Consider the following 18,449-nt stretch of genomic DNA (forward strand, 5'->3'; position numbering starts at 1 on the left):
TGTTTGTGACAATCAATTTCCTGATAAACGGCCAAAGGCGTAGAAATGCTGCTGCCAGTAGGACGTGCCGATACTGGCATATTGGATTGGGTTCCCACAGTGAATCATCATATTGTTGCCTACATAAATGCCAACGTGGGAGACTGGCACGCCGCTGTCATAGGTGCCAGTGAAAAAAATAATATCCCCGGGCCTTGCGTCAGCGGAGGATACGCGGGCGCACTGGTTATAAATGCCTTGCGCCGTGGTACGGGGCAGATTGTGGACGCCGCTGTTGGAAAATACCCAGCAGACGAAACCGGAGCAGTCAAAGGAGGTGGACGGGCTGGAGCCTCCCCATACATAGGGATATCCAAGGTATTTCTCTGCCTCCCCAATCAGGGCCGCAAAGGACGGATCGGACAGTGCCTCACCGGGTATCTGGTAGCCGGGTTCTGTCTCCGTGCCTCCTTCCGTGTAAATGCCTTCCCACAGGTAGGGTTTGTTGCCCTTTAATTCCTGCATGACGAAATAAATCTCTTTCTGCTCCATATCCAACCGGGTATTTACTACAGCGGGAAGTGTGCGGTTTTTTAAGGTCACATGGAGGATATAGTATTCATAAGAGACTTCCTCACTTGTCTCGTTGCCGTCTGCGTCCGTGCTGGTTTCCGTTCGGTAGCGGATTTCCACTTCCTCGGTCAGTGTCAGTTCGTACTGTACTTCAAAGACCTCCTGGAGCTCGCCCTGTATTTCCGTTCGTGTATAGCTGTGGTATTTGGCCGACAGGTAGGAGGTCAGCTCATAGGGGTTGTGGCCGATTTCGTCCACGTTGTAACGGTATTCGTCATAGTCGCTGTGAGTGCGCTCGATATTGGCGATTTTCTGTTTCAAGTCATTTTCCAGAGCGGCATAGTCCTCGTCCGCTCCTAGAAGGTCGCTGTCAGCGGAGGCGTAGGAGGTGCCGGATATGGCATTGACAAGGCCGCTCCCCAGCATGGGGATAAGGGAAGAAAACGCCGACAGCGCATAGAACAGCAGGAACAGCACCAGAATAATCAGGATAAATACCGGGTGGCGGGCCACTGCCTGAACCGCCCGTTTCGTGAAGGTTCCGGCTGTGGCAGTTGTTTTTTTCGCCGCCCGCGTCCCCTGCTTTGCGGCCTGTCCGGCTTGTTTGGCGTACCGGCGTTTCAACTTCCATTTTTGGGCCATACGGGAAAGGGGGTTACTGGCAAGCTCCGGGTGCTCCTTTATCATCTTCTGAAAATCCAGATTGGCTTTTGCCGCCGTTTCCTTCCGCTCCCATTTTGCCACCCGGCGGGCCGGGTGTTCCCGATAGCGGCGTCTGGCAAACCGGACGAGCTTACGGGTTCCGGCCTCGGCCACAAGCTCGGATTTATGGGCTCCTTCCACGCCTACATTTTCATGCTCTACCTCGTGTATCTTGTTGTGGGTGTAAAACCATACTTCTGCCCGCACTCCCCGGACAGTCTTTTTGGCCAGTCCCGGCCGTTTCTGCGGTTTCTGTGAGGCCAGCTTTTCCCGGGCTGATTCCAGTTTCCGTCCAGCCTTATCCGCTTTGTACTGTGCCTTCTCCATCTTGTCCGGTTTTTTCCCGTCAGGGCGTTTCCCTCTGGCGCAGTCAGAAGCGGCCTCCTTGCTATGGGTTCCCTGTTCCTTGTCGCTATCCGCTTTTTCCTCCCGCCTCATATGATCGGAGGGGCGGGCTCGCTCCTTGTCCTGCTTAAACTTCCCGGAGGGCTTCGGGCCATGTTGGCCCGAGGCGGCCCCAGCCTGCGGCGGCGTGTCCTCGTCTTCAAAATGCAGGCGGCTGGAAGGGCTGGAAGGGGCGAAATCCTGGGGTGGGCTGGTTTCCTGCTTCGGGCCAGATTGGCCCGAAGGGAAGATTTCAGGCGGGGGCTGTCCGGGCCTGCCTTTTTGGGGTTCCTTTCCGATAGGTCATTCCTCCTTTCCCGGAATAAAAAAGCCAGCCTCAACATTTCTGCATGTTGAACTGGCATACATCACGGTTAAATACTGGCGGCGTTATTCGTGTTTGGGCTCATTCTTCTTATCCTCCGGGCGGGTTGTCATGATTGCATAGAGTTCTGTATTCTGCGGGAAGTGATCTACGAAGGGGATTGTGACGTTCCCGAAAAACAAAAGGCCCTCACCGGAATTGGTGTGGGTCACATAGGAAAGCTGGTGCGGGCTGATACCGAGCTGTTTTGCGATGATCTGTCGGTCGCCCTGTGCCTGTGCGAGCAGTACGAGAAAATCCGAGTTCTCGAAAATATTCTCAATCTCGGGACTTGCCAGAAAATCCTTCACATTCTGGGTCAAAGCTGACGGAACACAGCCTTTCTTCCGCAGCATTTTCCAGATGGCAACGCAGTAGCTGGCTGTTAGGGCGTCTCGGAGCAGTACGTGAAATTCGTCAAAGTAGCACCATGTGGAAAGCCTGTTCATGAAGTTTAGGGAAACCTGTGAGTTCACTAAATCCTGCATGATGAGCATGGCAATCGTGCGCAGTCCCGCTCCAAGCTTCTTTAAATCGAGGCACACAAGGCGGCGGTTCAAATCCACATTTGTTTCATGGTTAAATACGTTTAAGGAACCCGATACGTAGATTTCAAGGGAGGTTGCAAGACGGGAAGCCTCCGCCTCCGGCTGTTTGCAGAGCAGTTCGTATAAATCCTGCAAAGTCGGCATCTGTTCCTTTTCCGGGTGCTGGATATGCTCCCGGTACATGAAGCGCACACAGCGGTCAATCACAGTCCGGTCAATAGGCTGTAAGCCGTCCTTACCGCCGACAATGAGCTCCATCAGCGACAGGATAAAGTCGGCCTTTAAGGCCATTGGGTTTTCCTCGTTAAAGCTCAAATCAATGTCCATGGGGGTGATATGATGCGGGCTGTCCGGCGCAATCTCAATCACCTGCCCGCCTAACCGCCGGATTAGCGGGGAATATTCGCCCATGGGGTCCACCACGATAATCCGGTCGCGGGTGGCAAGGAACACGTTCACAAGCTCCCGTTTTGCGGCAAAGGATTTCCCGGAACCGGGCACGCCAAGGAATAGGCCGTTGGGGTTTTTCAGTTTCTTCCGGTTCGCCATAATGACGTTGTGGGAAAGGGCGTTCAGGCCGTAATAGACCGCCTCCCCGTCCATGCGGAGTTCCTGCGTCATGAAGGGAACGAAAATAGCAGTGCTGCTGGTAGTCAGCCCTCTCTGTATCTCTATGGTATTGTGACAAAGGGGGAGGCTGGAAAGGAATGCCTGCTCCTGCTGGAAGTCCAGCCGTTTCAGGGCGCAGTTATATTTCTGCACGATTCCCGATACGGTGAACAGGTCATTATCCAGCTCCCTCCGGGTCGGTGCCATGTTTACCACAAGGAAGGTCAGAAGGAACATTCTTTCATTCCGGCTCTGTAAATCTTCCAGAAGGGTCTTTGCGTCCTGACTGTATGTCACAAGGTCAGGCGGCAGAATGTCCATGTCGTAGCCGGAGCGCACCGCCTTTTTCTGTTCCTCCACCTTCATCTTGTCGATATCGGAGACTTTGGCCTTGATGGCCTTCACGGCGGCGGCCTGGTCAACTGTCTGTACATGGAGGGTAATGGTCATTTCCGTGTCCAGCTCCAACAGCTCCGCCAGCAGTTTGTCGGAAAGCTCCGAGGCAAGAATCTGCAAGTAGGAGGCGGCTCCCCATGTGGTGCCCACCCGGAACAGACGGCTGAACCGAAAGTCAAAGCTGGTCGGCGCGATAAAATCCTTTGTGGAAAGCCCTGTTTTTGGTATCATGTCCCATGAAAAATGGAAAGGGTCATTCCCTCCCGGGTGAAGCTGGCCGTGGAGCAGTTCCAGACGTTCCAGCCCGGAGAGGGCGGCGGATTTTACGCCCAGCTTCTTGAAATTGTTCATGATGTCGGCCTCCACCCGTTCCAGCCTTGCCCGGGCCGTGGATAAATCGTCCACATTTACGCCAAAGGTCAGCAGTTTCGTCCGCACGATTCCGTTGTTGCTTTTGGCTATCTGGTTTTCCAGCATTTCCACGTATTCCTGCCGTACCCCGTTATATTCGTCCTCCTGCATGGAGATGTTGACGCTGTACCGGCTTTCCGGGCGGCTCCGGTGGTTGATGAATGAGAGCTGGAACGGGAGGGTGCTGTCAAAGTAATTTAAGCAGGCGCTCCAACCGTCAAAAATAGCCGCCTGATCCTCGGCCTGTGCGAGCTGGTAGTTGATATCCTCGTATTCTATAGTTTTCGTGTAATAATGGTCGGCCACCCGGCACACGCCGTCCCGGTACATTTCCCGGTAGGGAAGGGTCTGCTGGGCGGTGGCGGGAACCTTCCGCTTTCCGCCGGGAAACAGGCTGCCTTTCCGGTCAGGCTTTTTTCCTGCGGGGCTTTTTCTTTTTTTCTGGTTCTGCAATCGGCTTCGCCTCCTTTTTGAAACCGCTCAAAAGAGCATAAAAATTTTCTGTATTATAGGGCCGCACCCTCGGATAAAGGAACCGGGTGCGCAGGATATTCCTCAGCACCTTTTCAAGCGGCAGGCCGTCACGCTCATACATGGCAAAAAAGAAGAACGGGAGCATGAGGCCAATCATCAGGAAAAGGGACGGGCTGTTTCCAATGGTTCCACGACAGAGCAGGTAGGACGGAATCCCTACCGCTGCCGCAAGTGAGAAACAGATAAGCTGGCGCTTCGTCAAGTTCAGGGCCAGCTTCGTCTTGATTTTGTTTAGGTCTTTTGGTACGGGTACATATGCCACGGGCTGTTCACCTCCTTTGGCACTTCGGGCCATGATGGCCCGAAGCTATCTGACTGCCTCCTTCACGGGCAGGGGACGTTTCCCTTCCACGGCAGCTTCACGTCCGGCCTGTCTTGCCCGCCAGTAGTTGGGGTTGTATTGTCTGATAGACTGGTTAATGTTTTCTTCAAATTTTTCCTTATTCTTGATACGGTCAGGGATTTTCCACAGCTTTTTATCAAGGAGCTCCCGCAATACCACGCTTTCCTGTGCGTCCTCCTCAAAACAGATGTAGCCGTTTCTCTGGAAACCGCATTTTTTGGCCGCAGTGGACAGGACGGCGGCCACTTCCTTTGCCACCATTGTCCCGCCGTGGCTGGCTGTGCTCACGAGAAACACACCGGGGCAGAGCGTGTCGCAGGTCTGTACCTTGCCCCACGGGGAGCTTTCCGGCTCATGAAACATGCCGCCTGTCCTCTGGCGGTCGGCCTGCATGAGCGCCGCCTTTTCCAGAATGGCTTTCAGTTCCGGTGACAGGTATGGATATTCCCGCAGGACACGGGCCGCCTCCCCGCCACACTCCTTCATCAGAAGGGAATAGGCTTCACTGTCGGCCACGGTACAGCGGCCTAACAGCTTTCCCCCGTAGTAGCAGGCGGCGTCATACGCTGGTTTTCTCTGTGTCATGGGCTACGCCTCCTTCCTCCGCTTCGGGCCACTATGGCCCGAGGTTATCTGTCCTGCCCGCGGCTGGCCTTTGCCTTTGCGGGTTTCTCCGTCTGTGCCTGTTCCACTTGTTTTGCTCCGGCGGTGAGCTGTTCCTTAATGGAGGGGCGTTCCTGGCCTCCCCTTGCGGCGGTTAACCTTGCCTGCAAATGGTCTAGCTCCGCCGTGTAGGCTTCCACAACAGCCTCGTTAAGCTGTCTGCGGAACTCCTTCGTGATGGGTTTTGCTACGTCACGGTAGCCCCCGTTCCTGTCCGGTTGGCTGGGCATACCTGCATAAATTCCATTTTCGCCTTGCAGTATCTTGAAATTCTCCACCACAAAACAGTCGTTGAATTTCACATTGGCAAAGCCAATCAGGTTTTTTACGGGGTCAATGAGCCTCACGCTCACGTCCAACTTCATGGGTTCCTGTGTAGCGGCGGGTGCGCCGCCTGTCTGTTCCTGCATAACTGTCTCCTTTCCTGAAATGGGGACAAGGCCCCCGTTTTTATACTCGTAGCTTTCTGCCCGGAGTGCGGCATGTGTGTCCGCCGACAGAAGCTTGTACAACTGGATATCTGTGTCTGCGAGGAAACGCAGGGTATCCTCTTTTGTAAATTCCTCCGGGAGCTTTCCAAAGTAGGCCCGGTGGGCCTGCCCGTCCGCTCCTGGCTTGTAACGCCTCGGCATACGTCCTCCTTCCCGCCTCGGGCCATGATGGCCCGAAGTCCTTCTGCTGGTTTAGCCGGTGCCGAAGATGGATTTTGACAGGCTCCCGGTCTTGAACAGGGAGAAGCACAGGAGCACCGTGTAACCGACACACCGCCAGATAGCCCCCATTGGGTCACCGTCTGTTGCGATACCCTGAATGAGTACGGCGTAGATTGCCACACATACCATAATCAGAAGCCCCTGAAAGCCGACCGCGCACAGCGACCGGAAATAATTCTGCCCCATGTGTCCGGTTTCCCGGTTCGCTACAGTGGAGAAGGGGATAGGGGCAAGGCTGGTCAGCAGGTATATTTCAATCATGCGGCCATAAACGATAACAAAAATCACGATATTCAGGGCGGTCATAGTAAACTGGACAAGGAATGACTGGAGGAACAGGCCGAACAGTGGGCCCAGTTCCATCGCCTCCAAGTCTGTGCGCAGGCTGTCCATAATGTCTGGCGTGATTTCCGTGCCGCTCTGGATAAGCCCGGCCGACTGTTGTATCACATGCTGGCTTACGTCAAAAACGGCCAGCACGATATTGAAGGTGTTCGTCAGGATCGTCACGGTCACGAAGGTTTTGAATATCCACTTGAAGAACATCCATGTGTCTATGTCATGGAGGTTGTTCCGGTCTATGAGCATTCGAATGAGTTCATAGGTCATGACAAACGTGAGGATAATCCCGGCGATTGGCAGAACAACCGTTTCAGAAATATGCCGTATCATGGAAAAGACCCCGGCGTTAAAATCCGCCGGGGACGTCCCAACCTGTGCTGCAATTCCTCCGACCTGCTCATTTACGTTATTGAAAAGGCCGTCCAGATTTCCCATGATACCATCTACAAGCACACCCTTGAGCCATTCCACGATTGCATTGATGATAGTATCCATATATCACTCCTTTGAATGGGAACCGTTTAGAACAGGCCGGATAAGAGCGGGATAAGCTGGGTGCCAATCAGGACAACACCGCCTCCGGCCATAAGTTGCTTAATTCCCTGTGATTTTGCCGCCGGGTTGTCCGAGCCGTACCCTTCTAACAGGTTGATGACTCCCCACACCGCAAGCCCGGCCCCCAGGGCGATAACGAGTACCTTTAAAATGTCGATAGCAGAGTTGAAAAATTCCATGTGGGTTCCTCCATTTTCTTAGTTTGAATCGGTTTTCGTGTAAAAAAATAACCGCCCGTATTGGCGGCGCTTCGGGCCATGTTGGCCCGAGGTTACGCAAAGTCATCACTGTCCATATCGTCAAAATTGAGAATGTCAGCTTCTTCCTCTGTGTCTGTTTCCTCTATCTCGTAAACCGTGTATTCGTCCTCCGGCTTTAGTCTCAATGGCCGGTGGCGGAACAGGGTTTCCAAGCGGAAGGCATTTTTCTTTTTGTCATATTCGGCTGTCTGGTTATAGCTGGGGTGCTTTTTTAAGTCATACTTCGGGCTGTAAAAGGGCGGGAGCCCACGGAGTTGGCAGATACACATATTTCCAGGCATGGTGGTGATTTCGCTTGTGGTGAGAAGCTCCCGGTCCAGACGCTGCATGTTCTGCCCGTAGCTTTCCGACTGCCCTCGGGTGCGGCTTTCTGTCTGCATGGAGATGGTGGCCTTTCCCAGCCAGTTTTCGGAAATGTCTTTCAGGGTGGAGGCTTCACGGCCTCCAAGGAACACGATTGAATCCATGTTCCCCATGATTGTCTCGGCGTTGTCCTTATAGAGCGCCTTGCACTGGCTCATGGCCTGATAGAACAGCGTCAGGCTGATTTCGCGGGAGCGAATAACGGCCACGATTTTTTCCAGCCCCGGCACCTGTCCCGTGTTGGCGGCCTCGTCCCACAGCACCCGCACATGATGGGGGAGCCGCCCGCCGTACTTGTTGTCGGCCCGCTCACAGAGCATGTTGAACATGGTGGAGAAGGCGAGGGCAACAAGAAAGTTGTAGGTGGTATTCGTGTCGGATATCAGGAAAAACAGGGCTGTTTTTTCATCTCCCAGCGTATCGAGGCCCAGCTCGTCATAGCTCATAATCTCCCGCAATTCTCCAATATCAAAGGGAGCCAGCCTTGCACCGCAGGAAATAAGGATAGATTTTGCTGTCTTGCCGCTGGCTAATTTATACTTTTTATACTGCCGCACAGCAAAGTGATTCGGGTTCCTCCTTTCCAGTCCGTCAAACATGTAGTCAACGGCATTTTTGAAGCTCTCATCATCTTCCCGGACCTCCATGCTGTTAATCATTTCCACAAGGGTATTCATGTTCCGTTCTTCGTCTGGTCCTTCAAAGACGATATAAGCAATCAGCGCACAGTAAAGAAGGGTTTCCGCTTTTGTCCAGAACTCGTCCCCGTCCTTGCCGTCCCCTTTGGTGTTGGCAATCAGGGCAGTCACGAATTTCAGTACGTCACTTTCTGTCTTGATGTAGGCCAGTGGGTTGTAGTGCATGGATTTGGAAAAACTTATGGTGTTGAATACCCGGAGCTTGTAGCCCTGCCGTTGCAGGTATCGTCCGCATTGTTCAAGAGTGCCGCCTTTTGGGTCTACGACTACATAGGACGAATGGGCCTGAAGGAGCTGCGGGGTCAGCCAGAACCTTGTTTTTCCGGAGCCGGACGAGCCGATTACACAGGCGTTTAGGTTCCGGGCGTTGGCCGGGATTTTGGGCCGGGTGTTCAGTGTCAGGAACTCCGTGCCCGTCAGAATGACGTTGTTTTTAAATACCGGGTCTACAAAGGGCTTGATATCCTTTGCTGTTCCCCAGCGGGCCGAACCATATTCTTCCTCACGGCGGAATTTTTTCCCCTTCCTGATTTTGTGCTGCACGAGCAGGTACATACCCACGGCCCCGGTAAGTCCCACCAGAAGGTCAGGCCCGCCAAGGCCCGGAAGGTAGTTTTCAAAAGCTGTGGGGAAGGTGTTCATCATGCCTACGAGCTTCGTCCCGAAATCGGCTCCGGCGGCCATGCGGTAAGCCGTCCCCACCTTTGAGAAAAACCAGAATACAAAGAGGTAGGGGAGGTTGGGAAGTACATATTTTCGGATTTTGTCGCTCACCGTTCTTCCTTCACCGCCTCTCTGGTTTTCTGGCGCTCCTTTGGCCGGGATTTGATATGTTCTGAAAGGTTCCGCAGTTGGCCGAGGATAGAAGCCCTGTCTTTCCCCTTATTCAGCACCTTGTTACTGTATTTCTGGAATGCCGCCGTCATGGCGTCCGCCTGCCCTGCTTTGAAAAACAGAAGGTAATGGCCGGGGCTGACCTTATGGAACGCATAGTCTACATGAAATTCCTTTGCTATGCGGTCAAACTGCCAGGGTGCTCCCACAAGGGGCATGGAGTTTTTGGCTCCGTAATGATTCATCAACTTTTTCACGCTTTGGCGGCCCTGCGGGGTCAGTGCCTTCTGGTGGCGCTTTTTTCCTTCCTCTAAAATCTTCCGTAGAGCGGAAGCCAGCACCCGGCCTGTGAGTTTTGTTGCCCGGATTGAGAGGGCAACCGTTTTTTGGTTTACTTCGTCCTGCATAATACCTCCTTTCTGTCAGGCTCCCATAAACTCCGGGGGCCCTCTTAACTTTACGGGAGACAGATAACCTCGGGCCAATGTGGCCCGAGGTCTACCGCTCGGCATGTTTGGCGGGCGGGGATTCCTTTCCCGGTTCTGCCCGTATCTTTTCATTCTGCGTCCGCATGGTGCCTAAGATGGACGGCTTTTTTTCTGCCGCCTGTTCCAGCCGTTCTATCCGGGCGAGGGCTTTTTCCACGCTGTTCTGCATGGAGAGCAGGCAGGCGCGTTCCGCCCGGTAGGGGGACGCAACTGTTTTGGCCAGCTTGCCCGGGCCTTTTGCTTCTGATACGGCCTCCTTCCCCATCAGGGCCCGGCCTACATTTTTTAAATGCCTGCCCGCCTCGTGATATTCGGCTGAAACGGCTTCGATTTTCGCAAGGGCCTTTTCGTCTGTGGCAATCCCGGCCTGAATGGTTTCCTTTACCCCTTCCAGACCTTCCCGCAGATGGAAGAAGCGGGCCACACCGTCCAGGGCCGCCGTTCCACGCTGTTTAAAATCGGCAAGGGCCTGTTTACAGCCCTCTATGATGTTTTCTTTCAGTATATCAATCTGCACCCTTAGCTGGGAAACCTTCGCCTCCAATGTCTGAACCGACCTTTGCAGGGCGGCTTTTAACGGTGATTGCTTCATTTCTTGCAATTCCTGCCGCATGGCGGTAAGCTCCTGAACCGCACTGGAAAGCTGTTCCTCCAGGTCTGACACATGGCCGATCGCGGCCAGGAGATCCTTTGCGCTGGAAAAATTATTTTCCTTCAGCACGGCCAGCAGTTCCTTCACTTCCTTCTGCTCCGCCAGCCGCTTTTGTCTGGTTTTACTGATAATCAATCACTCCCTTCGTAACCTCGGGCCAGCATGGCCCGAAGCCTACCGTTCGGCCTCCTTCTTAGGCATGGGCGGCTTTTCCTGTCCCGGCTCCTTTGGATATTCCTGCATGGTTTTCAGGATAGATGGTTTTTCCTGCGCCTTCTTTTGAAGCTGGGAAGGGTGTTCGCCGGAAAGCGGCTGGATACAAGCCAGATGGTCGGCGGCCCAGAGCGCGTTATCGGTAAGCTGTCGCTGCCATGCGCCCACGCTGGGGGCCCACCGGAATCCGTTCCCTTTGAGTTCCGTCCGGGTATCGGCGTCCGGTTTCCCGTCAAAAAAGATTTGCAGGCGGTTTTCCTGCCGGTTCATCTCCACATGGCCGCCCTGAAACTCCCAGCCGGAAAATTCTGTTTCGGCCCGTTTGCTTAAATCTTCGATTCGTTCCTTTACCCTGCGGATTTCCGCGCTGGTGTTTGTAAGGTCAAAGGGCTTTTTCAGCCAACTGTACCGGGCCATATCCGACTTTAGCTTTTCTATCTGGTTGGGGGAGAGAAGCGCACAGCTGTCAAGCGTCCCGTGTTTGCGGTAATAAATGTTGACCTCCTTCATAATCAGTTGGGAGCGTTCCAGACCTTCCAGTTTCTCTTTCAGCTTCGTGACGGCCTCCGGGTCATCTGCGCTGATTCCGCTCATACCGGTGCTGCGGATTTTATCGAGGAGGCCCTGAATATGCCGCCATTCCTCCATGTTGCTGTCGCGGGCCCGGTTCTGTTTTTCCTTCTGTCTGATGGGGAAGTTGGCAGGCCCGGATATCATGACGGACGGAACCCGTGCGTCAATCGTAAACTGCTGGTTCATGTTATCCGCCAACTTGCGGGAATAGGTATCAAGCAGGTGGTCGATTTTTTCATGGAACATAGGGTCACCCCTTGCTTTCTGCTTTTCCGCCACAGCCGCGGCCTTATCTACGAGGTTGCGGTATTCTGTGGTTACGATCCCCTCCTGATAATCATAAAAGCTGTTCATCTCTTTAGCGCGGCGGGCCGCTGTCTCGTTGATTGGATAGTAGTTGATGTTACCTGCACCTCCTTTGTGGCCTCGGGCCATGTTGGTCCGAAGTCTTAATGTTCCTCATGACCACATTTGTCAGATAAGCTTCAAACATCATCAGCGTTCCGGCCCTGGTGATTAACCGTCACAATCCCGTCCAGGGTGGTTGCCGTGATGTTCAGCCGCTGGGCCACTGCAATATCATTCTTTACATCTTCGTCCACAGCGCCGCCGCAGACAACAAGTACCCGGGCCCGCCGGAGCATATCCCGGCGCATGTCAATCCCGTCCTTATGTTCCTCGGGGATAGCGTCATTGATAAACAGCGGCAGATACAACAGCGGGCAGATAGGTGAGAATCCCGCTTCGTAAGCAATTCGGCAGTATTGGATCGCAAGAGCGGTGTCAATATCCGGCTCTCCGTTCCATGCCGTAGTAATATAAGCTAAAGGTCGTTTCACTATTTTTACCTCCGTTTCTTCTATAAAAAAGTGATAGCAGAGTAGAGCCCAACCCCTCCGCCCCTTCCCGTGGGAAGGGGAACGGCTCAGAGGAATTTATATCCCCATCGCTTGACCGCCTTAAAGCATAACCGGGAGAAATCTGTCAAGGGTGCGTAGCACCGCCTACGGCGGCAGGCCCTTGACAGATTTTCCCGGCTATGCTATCCCATAAACGGCGATGGGGAATTATATATCCTTTGAGCTTCGGGGTGTGGGGCTGCGCCCCACGGTCTTAGTCTCGGGTCACACTGGCCCGAAGCCCCGTCTATTTCTCCTTGTCAGCCTTTTTCTCCGGCTTGACCTGTTCCTTCTGCTGTCCCTTCCAATCATCCAGCAGTTTGATGATCTGGTCTTTCATTTCCCGCGGGGTGGCCTCCGCGCCAAAATATTTCCCCAGCTCTGCACCTGTTAAAATCACCTTGTCTACCTCCTTTTTGTCCTCCATCATGATTCCGTCAATTACGTCACCATTGAGCAGTTTCTTTTCGTCAAGCTCCCTCATTCGTTTGGCCTGTGCCTGTGTAGGGGAAGCCTGCTGGCTGTCAATGGAGACGGCGATATAGTTCTGGTTTTTCTTATTGATATAGGAAAGCTCCACGGCTGTCGTGAAACCGATTTTCTTATCGTCCACCAGTTTCATCAGGTCAGGAACCAGCTCATTGAGCCTGATAAAACGCTGAACCTGTTTGACCGCCATTTTGTTGCGCTCTGCCACAATCTCATTGGAGCGTTTCCCGGCCTCCTTCGGGTCAACATGGCCCGAGGTGCGGGTTCCCTGATGTTTGATGGCCTCCAACTGCATTTTCAGGGCCTTTGCCTTTTCACTGGGGAGGATTTCCTCACGTTGGTTTAAGTTGTCCTCCACCATCTGCGTGATGGCTTCATCATCAGTCAGGTTACGGACGATACAGGGCATGTCCGTGTAACCTGCCAGTTCGCTGGCCTTCTGGCGGCGGTGGCCGGAAACAATTTCATAACCGCCGCCCTCTAAGGGCCGGACGATAGCGGGCTGGGTCACGCCCTTGTCCTTGACGCTGGAAACCATGGCTCGCATTTCTTCATCATCACGCACACCGAAGGGGTGATTTTTAAAGGCATGGAGCTCGTTCAGCTTCAAATAGACAATCTGTTCCTCTCCCCTGCGGGGGGCCTCCTTTGGCGGATCCGGGGGTGTGGGTGTTGCCTGTGCCGGGACGCTGGTTTCGGGAGTACCTTTGGAAACCGAAAACGCACTTTTGAGTTTTCCCGGTTTAGCTGTCTGTACGGGCTTTTCCTTTGCTTCTTTTTTGGGAGTGGCAGTCTTTTTGGCGGGTTCCGGTTTCTCGACTTTTTTCTGTCCAGTCTTTGGCAAATCAGATATCTTAGTAATAGTAGCGGACTGTTTTTTGTCGGGAGCGGCAGGGCTGGCCTCGGTCTGTTTCTGCTGGGCTTCTTTGACTTCCTTTACAATATCGTCCAGCTTTTTAGAACCAGCGGCTTCTGTTTCTTTCGCTTCAACCGATTTTGTGTCAGCCGCCTTGTCCTTTTCCTTGCCCGGTTGAGCTACAGCCGAAGCCGTGTCCTTGACCTCCTGACTGACAGGCGGGCCGGTGGGAGAGGACTGTTCATGTAAAGTTTTAGGCTTTTCATCAGCCATGTGTGCATTACCTCCTTTTCGTTGCATGAAAAAAGGCCCAACCATTACGGTCAGGCCCATTAGAAGTGACTTTTATATATGAATACGCTACCGTTAGTCTCTATTGGTATGCGCTGTTTATAAGTGATTGAGAATGAAAAGAGACGCCCATATTCGGACGTCTCTTAAACTTTATAAAATAGTTGATTCGTCAATATTTTTCAGAATTTCACTATGTAAAAAATTCAACGCATCAATGATGGAGATATAATATTCCTGTATAGATATTGATTGAATGAAAGAGTCTAACTTTTGTCCAATCTCTACATCTATATGCTCATATTCGTAATCAAGAACACTTAACCCCAAATCTTGTTCATCATTTAATCCAAACACTTCTTTTGCAATCTCATTCTCATGAATTGGTAGCCAAATTTCACTATAGAAGTCCAAATCATCAATAGAATACATATTGGCGCTAAATGAGTCAAGGAAGGATGGACATCCTTCTTTAAAAAAGGATACACTCTTTACACACCCCATCCAATCAATACGTTTGTTATTGAATAGTGCTTTTTTGATATCATCATCAAAATCTTTACGCAATGAGATACCACAATCAATACAATTATTGATTTTATAAACAGAAAAGTTTTCAATCATTTGGTGGTATAATTTTCTAAATTCTTCTTTAATTAAGTTGATATTAGAGTTAATGGTGTTTTCATATACTTGAATTGTTTTGTTACATAAAGCAAGTATGTTACGTGTACGCGGATAAAAATAATTTCTATTTTCTGGTTGTAAATAGTTCAAAAGTGGTAATAATTCATTTTCACAACTATCATCTCCGTAAAAATTAATCAAATTTCCCTCATGGTCGGTTAGTTCCTGAATTTTTAGTAATAGTTTTTCTAAATCTTTACATAGTGGAATCCAATATTCATCACGTGCTTTTATTTTTGTAGTTACTTGTATTTCTTTTTTCTTACTAGAGATTGTTACATAGTAAGTAATATAGGCTCCTAAAAATGTTGATAATAAAGGTAGCAGTTTATCTAATAGCGTAAATAGGTTATCCATAGTTATAAATCCTTCACTTAATGATGAAATAAGTATAATACAAAGTCATCAAGAAATAAAGAGACTTATGTATTAACGGATAGCTATAATTTATTAGGAATCTGCGACAATTTTCGCCTCCTTCCTTTAGGGATAATAAAAAGGACAGGGCTGGCCTGTCCTCTTTAAGCAAACTCTATAGATTCAATCAATGCTATGAAGCAGATGTAATCTTTTCATCATATTTGAAAACCGCCAAATCTAAAGCTTTTTGGCTTGTCCACTCGTAAATTTCCCTGATGTTCTCAAATGTTACATCATGCTTAGGTCGGCCGCCTTTGCGGCCGCCGAGTACGGAACTGTCCTTTAACGCATCCCAGGAGAAGTCGCTCATCTCTTCCCTGGCAACGAGAAAATTACCAGCACGCTGGGTCAATTGGGCAAAGTTGACAACATAGTCATTAGCCCCTTCATTATAGGTATAAATAGAGGCCTCCGATCCCATAAAGCCGATATCTGCCTCCCCGGAGAGTACGGCGGTCATGGTCTTATCTGCGCCAAATCCGCACACGAGATCAAGGTTGATCCCTTCCTCTTTAAAATATCCTTCCTCAACAGCTACATACATAGGAGCATAAAAAATGGAATGGGCTACTTCGTTCAGTGTCACATCTTTCATTTCCTTTTGACTATCCTTTTCCTGTGCTTTTGAGACTGTATTGGAAGAAGTCTCCTTTGGGGAATCCTTAGAGCTGCAGGCACTCAGAAGAGACAGCGCCATAGCAGTCGAAAGAAGTAAAGCAATGATACGCTTTTTCATAAATTTCCTCCTGTAACATCAATCACTTATAATATATGGAAAAATAGAGAATTGGTTCATATCGATAGATTCCTAAAAAAATGTGGTAAAATGACTACAGGTTTGATATGATGAAAATAATAATAGGTTGGGAAACTTCTATAATAGTGCAGAGGAGAGCGTATGAGAAAAGAAGCGACACTAGAGCAATGGAAAGAACTTTATGAATTATGTGGTAAATTAAAGGAATTGAAACCATGGGAGGAGTTCTGGGATATGGACCTGCTTGTCATCTGTCCAGAGGGTCGCAAGAAGCCTTACTTCTGCAGTGTGATGGGCAAAGTCGGTTCCTGCTATGGAATCAGTGTATATAAAGGTTATGAGGGCCTGCAGGATTTTGAAATGCTGGCATCCACAGAAGGAGGAGGTCCTTCGTCAGAGTATGCGATGTTTGAACAGACCAATCTCACCTGTTATTGGGGAGATCGCGAGGAAGTTCCACAGCCGCAGAAAAACATAATAAAGAATCTGGGCTTAAAATTCCGTGGAAGAGGACAGTGGCCGTTCTTTCTTTCCTTTAAAAGGCGCTTTTCCCCGTATACTCCAGATGCAGATGAAGTAGAGGAGTTGAATGTAGTTTACAAAGGACTGAATGCTCTGCTGAACGACTTTAAGGAACATAAGCCTGCGGTCGACTATGCGAATGGGGAGTTCTTATGGTATATTTATCAGGGACCGGAAAAAGGATGGAGACAGGAGATTCATGGACTGCCGGATGAAGCAGGACGGGAATATCCAATTGTAGAACTGGAAGATGAAATTTTGAAAAAGAAATTGCAGAAAAAGCCATTGATCGATGGCGAGCTGCAGATGGATTTTGTTTATCTCAACGGAAGTGTGAGAGAAGACGGTTATGACAGGCCTGTCAATCCGCTAGCATTTTTGGTAGTGGATGCCAGCAGTGGTATGGTCGTCACTGTGGATTTGTTAGGGCCGGATGAGGATGAGATTGACAGTGTCTTGAACTTTTTTGTACAGTTCATAGAACAGTACGGCAGAATCCGAACCGTTAGGGCGAGGAACCCATGGGTATTTTCAGCCCTTCAAGATCTCTGTGAATACTGCCGGATTGAGTTGAAAGCGGGAGATATGCCAGAATTAGACGAAGCCGTGAATCATATGAAAGAGTACTTTGATGGACGTCCATAAATAAGGCGGTTGAGAGATGAAAAATAGGATACAGGGAGGTAAAAAGCATCTCCTTGTATCCTATTCATTTTATGTCATCAGATAGGCAGTAAAGCGAATTGAGCATATCCGCTTTGGTCACTTGACATCGTTATCTTAGTATAATTAATTGTCATAGTCATCTTCGAATGGATCATCATAATCGTCATCGAAATCATCCTCTTCATCGCCGCCTCTTGACGCGATGGTAAGAATCAGGAAAATTACTGCCAATGCAGCTCCAGCGATAGCACCATATAAGAGAAAGTTATCTTCGCCGCGTTTCAGGAATGCAAATACTGCACTGCCGATATAGAAAAGCATAGGCAGCACAAATGCAAGAATGGTACGTTTCTTCTGCATGATCAGAAGCAAAAGACCCGATACAAGCATACAGAGTGCGAGTACAATGTAAATGGTTCCTGTGGTCGCTTTTGTTCCTGCAGAAATATTATCCAATCCTGCAAGGAAGCCCTTATATGCAAAAAATGCAAATGCAGCGATTGAAATGATTCCAAATATGATTCTCAACAAACGGAATTTGGCTTTTGGTTCAATGATTTCCTGTTCCACTTCCCTCATAGGCTGTGGTGCGGATTTTTTTCGGGCCGGTGCGGCGTTAGAAGAGGCAGGTTTCTTTTTGGAAACAGAATCTTCCGCCGGAACAGGTCTTTTCTTCTTGACTGGCTTTCTATCAGGATCTGCAGCGAGCATATCCTCGTAGCTTGCTCTGACGGCCTTTTCTCTTTTGACGCGCACCTTTTCAGGTGGAATATTGCTGTAGCGCTGTTCATCACTACTCTTAACAGGCTTGTTGGAACCTGTATCTGTCGGCACGGGTTTTTTCTTTGGAGCAGGTTTTTCATCAGGAGTTGCTTTCGGTGCAGGTTTTGGCCCTGGCGCCGGTCTTGTGGATGGATTCTTCTTTCCTGCCGGAGCTGCCTTTTTTACCGGAGCAGCAGATGGATTACCTTCGGTTGCTTTGCGCTCATCCGCAGGAGTCTTCTTCACAGGAGCGCTCGACCGAACATCAGCCGGAGCCTTTTTTACTGGAGGATTCGCTTTTCCATCTACCGGAGCCTTTTTGACCGGGGCCTTCGCCTTGGTATCCGTTGGAGTCTTCTTTATCGGAGCGTCTGGCTTTACATTCGTTGGAGTCTTCTTTATTGGAGCGTCTGGCTTTACATCCTTTGGAGTCTTCTTTATTGGAGCGTCGGCCTTTTCATCCACCGCAGCCCTTTTCACCGGGGCCTTCGGTCTGCTGTCTGCCGGAGCCTTCTTTGCCGGTCCGCCAGTCTTGGATACTGGAGCTGTATTCTTTGCGTCCGCAGGGACGGTTTTCCTTTTCGGGACAGCGATCTTTGTACCATCGTCAGCAGGGGATTCTACTCCTGCCGGGCTTTCTTTAGATTGTGTATGATTAGAAGCATTGGCATCCGCCGCTTTTTTTTCTCTTTGTTTATCAAGATTCCATTGTTTTTTGCAGTCTCTGCAGATTGCGTATTCGTTAAAGATAGGTTTACCGTTCTCGTCAACGCCTACTTGTTTCTTTTGTAATTCTACATCTTTTCCACATTTCGGGCATCTCATGTATGCATTCCTCTCTTTCATTGGTAGATTAACAACGCTTTTATTATAGCATTTTGTAAGTATAAGGACAAGGAAAAA

The 18,449-nt window shown here is 50.3% G+C and carries 17 protein-coding genes; 1 reads left to right on the forward strand and 16 read right to left on the reverse strand.

Annotated elements, in window-relative coordinates; all coding sequences use genetic code 11:
* Positions 1-12 precede the first annotated feature (12 nt).
* The 15 genes from HGO97_RS13620 to HGO97_RS13690 all read right to left on the reverse strand — a co-directional run bounded on the left by HGO97_RS13620 (position 13) and on the right by HGO97_RS13690 (position 15,575).
* Positions 13-1,692 (reverse strand): C40 family peptidase, encoded by a 1,680-nt coding sequence (locus HGO97_RS13620; RefSeq protein WP_216242672.1) that lies wholly within the window; start codon positions 1,690-1,692, stop codon positions 13-15.
* Between the two features lie 336 nt (positions 1,693-2,028).
* Positions 2,029-4,419, reverse strand: coding sequence for a VirB4-like conjugal transfer ATPase, CD1110 family (locus HGO97_RS13625; RefSeq protein ID WP_408610860.1), 2,391 nt, complete (start codon positions 4,417-4,419; stop codon positions 2,029-2,031).
* Positions 4,373-4,762, reverse strand: coding sequence for a PrgI family protein (locus HGO97_RS13630; protein ID WP_216242680.1), 390 nt, complete (start codon positions 4,760-4,762; stop codon positions 4,373-4,375). Before HGO97_RS13630 ends, HGO97_RS13625 begins: the two co-directional genes overlap by 47 nt.
* Before the next feature lie 45 nt (positions 4,763-4,807).
* Positions 4,808-5,428 (reverse strand): DUF7007 domain-containing protein, encoded by a 621-nt coding sequence (locus tag HGO97_RS13635; RefSeq protein ID WP_216242683.1) that lies wholly within the window; start codon positions 5,426-5,428, stop codon positions 4,808-4,810.
* Between the two features lie 44 nt (positions 5,429-5,472).
* Positions 5,473-6,138 carry a septation protein SpoVG family protein gene (locus tag HGO97_RS13640; protein WP_216242685.1) on the reverse strand — a complete coding sequence of 222 codons (666 nt, stop codon included), beginning with the start codon at positions 6,136-6,138 and terminating at the stop codon, positions 5,473-5,475.
* Positions 6,139-6,189: 51 nt separating this feature from the next.
* Complete coding sequence (locus tag HGO97_RS13645; protein ID WP_216242687.1) at positions 6,190-7,056, reverse strand: VirB6/TrbL-like conjugal transfer protein, CD1112 family; 867 nt, start codon at positions 7,054-7,056, stop codon at positions 6,190-6,192.
* Between the two features lie 26 nt (positions 7,057-7,082).
* Entirely contained in the window at positions 7,083-7,295 is a 213-nt protein-coding gene (locus HGO97_RS13650) for a Maff2 family mobile element protein (protein ID WP_002571582.1), read from the reverse strand.
* Between the two features lie 92 nt (positions 7,296-7,387).
* Positions 7,388-9,211 carry a VirD4-like conjugal transfer protein, CD1115 family gene (locus tag HGO97_RS13655; protein ID WP_216242696.1) on the reverse strand — a complete coding sequence of 608 codons (1,824 nt, stop codon included), beginning with the start codon at positions 9,209-9,211 and terminating at the stop codon, positions 7,388-7,390.
* On the reverse strand, positions 9,208-9,678 hold the full coding sequence (locus HGO97_RS13660) for a PcfB family protein (RefSeq protein ID WP_216242698.1): 471 nt from the start codon (positions 9,676-9,678) through the stop codon (positions 9,208-9,210). The genes HGO97_RS13655 and HGO97_RS13660 overlap by 4 nt, the downstream gene beginning before the upstream one ends.
* Positions 9,679-9,769: 91 nt before the next feature.
* Entirely contained in the window at positions 9,770-10,546 is a 777-nt protein-coding gene (locus HGO97_RS13665) for a DUF6674 family protein (RefSeq protein WP_216242700.1), read from the reverse strand.
* A 39-nt stretch (positions 10,547-10,585) separates the two neighbouring features.
* A complete protein-coding gene (locus HGO97_RS13670) occupies positions 10,586-11,632 on the reverse strand; it encodes a hypothetical protein (RefSeq protein WP_216242702.1) in 1,047 nt (348 codons plus the stop codon).
* Between the two features lie 50 nt (positions 11,633-11,682).
* On the reverse strand, positions 11,683-12,036 hold the full coding sequence (locus HGO97_RS13675) for a DUF7768 domain-containing protein (RefSeq protein WP_216242704.1): 354 nt from the start codon (positions 12,034-12,036) through the stop codon (positions 11,683-11,685).
* 307 nt (positions 12,037-12,343) lie between these two features.
* Positions 12,344-13,714, reverse strand: a complete 1,371-nt coding sequence (locus HGO97_RS13680) for a ParB/RepB/Spo0J family partition protein (RefSeq protein ID WP_216242706.1) — start codon at positions 13,712-13,714, stop codon at positions 12,344-12,346.
* A gap of 171 nt (positions 13,715-13,885) precedes the next feature.
* Complete coding sequence (locus tag HGO97_RS13685) at positions 13,886-14,776, reverse strand: BAR domain-containing protein (RefSeq protein ID WP_216242708.1); 891 nt, start codon at positions 14,774-14,776, stop codon at positions 13,886-13,888.
* 193 nt (positions 14,777-14,969) lie between these two features.
* A complete protein-coding gene (locus HGO97_RS13690) occupies positions 14,970-15,575 on the reverse strand; it encodes an ABC transporter substrate-binding protein (protein ID WP_216242716.1) in 606 nt (201 codons plus the stop codon).
* 162 nt (positions 15,576-15,737) lie between these two features.
* Between HGO97_RS13690 and HGO97_RS13695 the strand changes: the two genes are divergently transcribed.
* Positions 15,738-16,763: a DUF7309 domain-containing protein gene (locus HGO97_RS13695; protein WP_216242723.1), complete on the forward strand. Its 1,026-nt coding sequence runs from the start codon at positions 15,738-15,740 to the stop codon at positions 16,761-16,763.
* 144 nt (positions 16,764-16,907) lie between these two features.
* On the opposite strand, the gene HGO97_RS13700 is transcribed toward HGO97_RS13695, so the two are convergent.
* On the reverse strand, positions 16,908-18,371 hold the full coding sequence (locus HGO97_RS13700) for an MFS transporter (protein WP_216242726.1): 1,464 nt from the start codon (positions 18,369-18,371) through the stop codon (positions 16,908-16,910).
* Between the last annotated feature and the right edge of the window lie 78 nt (positions 18,372-18,449).

The sequence above is a fragment of the Faecalicatena faecalis genome, assembly GCF_012524165.2.
GTDB lineage: Bacteria > Bacillota > Clostridia > Lachnospirales > Lachnospiraceae > Faecalicatena_A > Faecalicatena_A faecalis.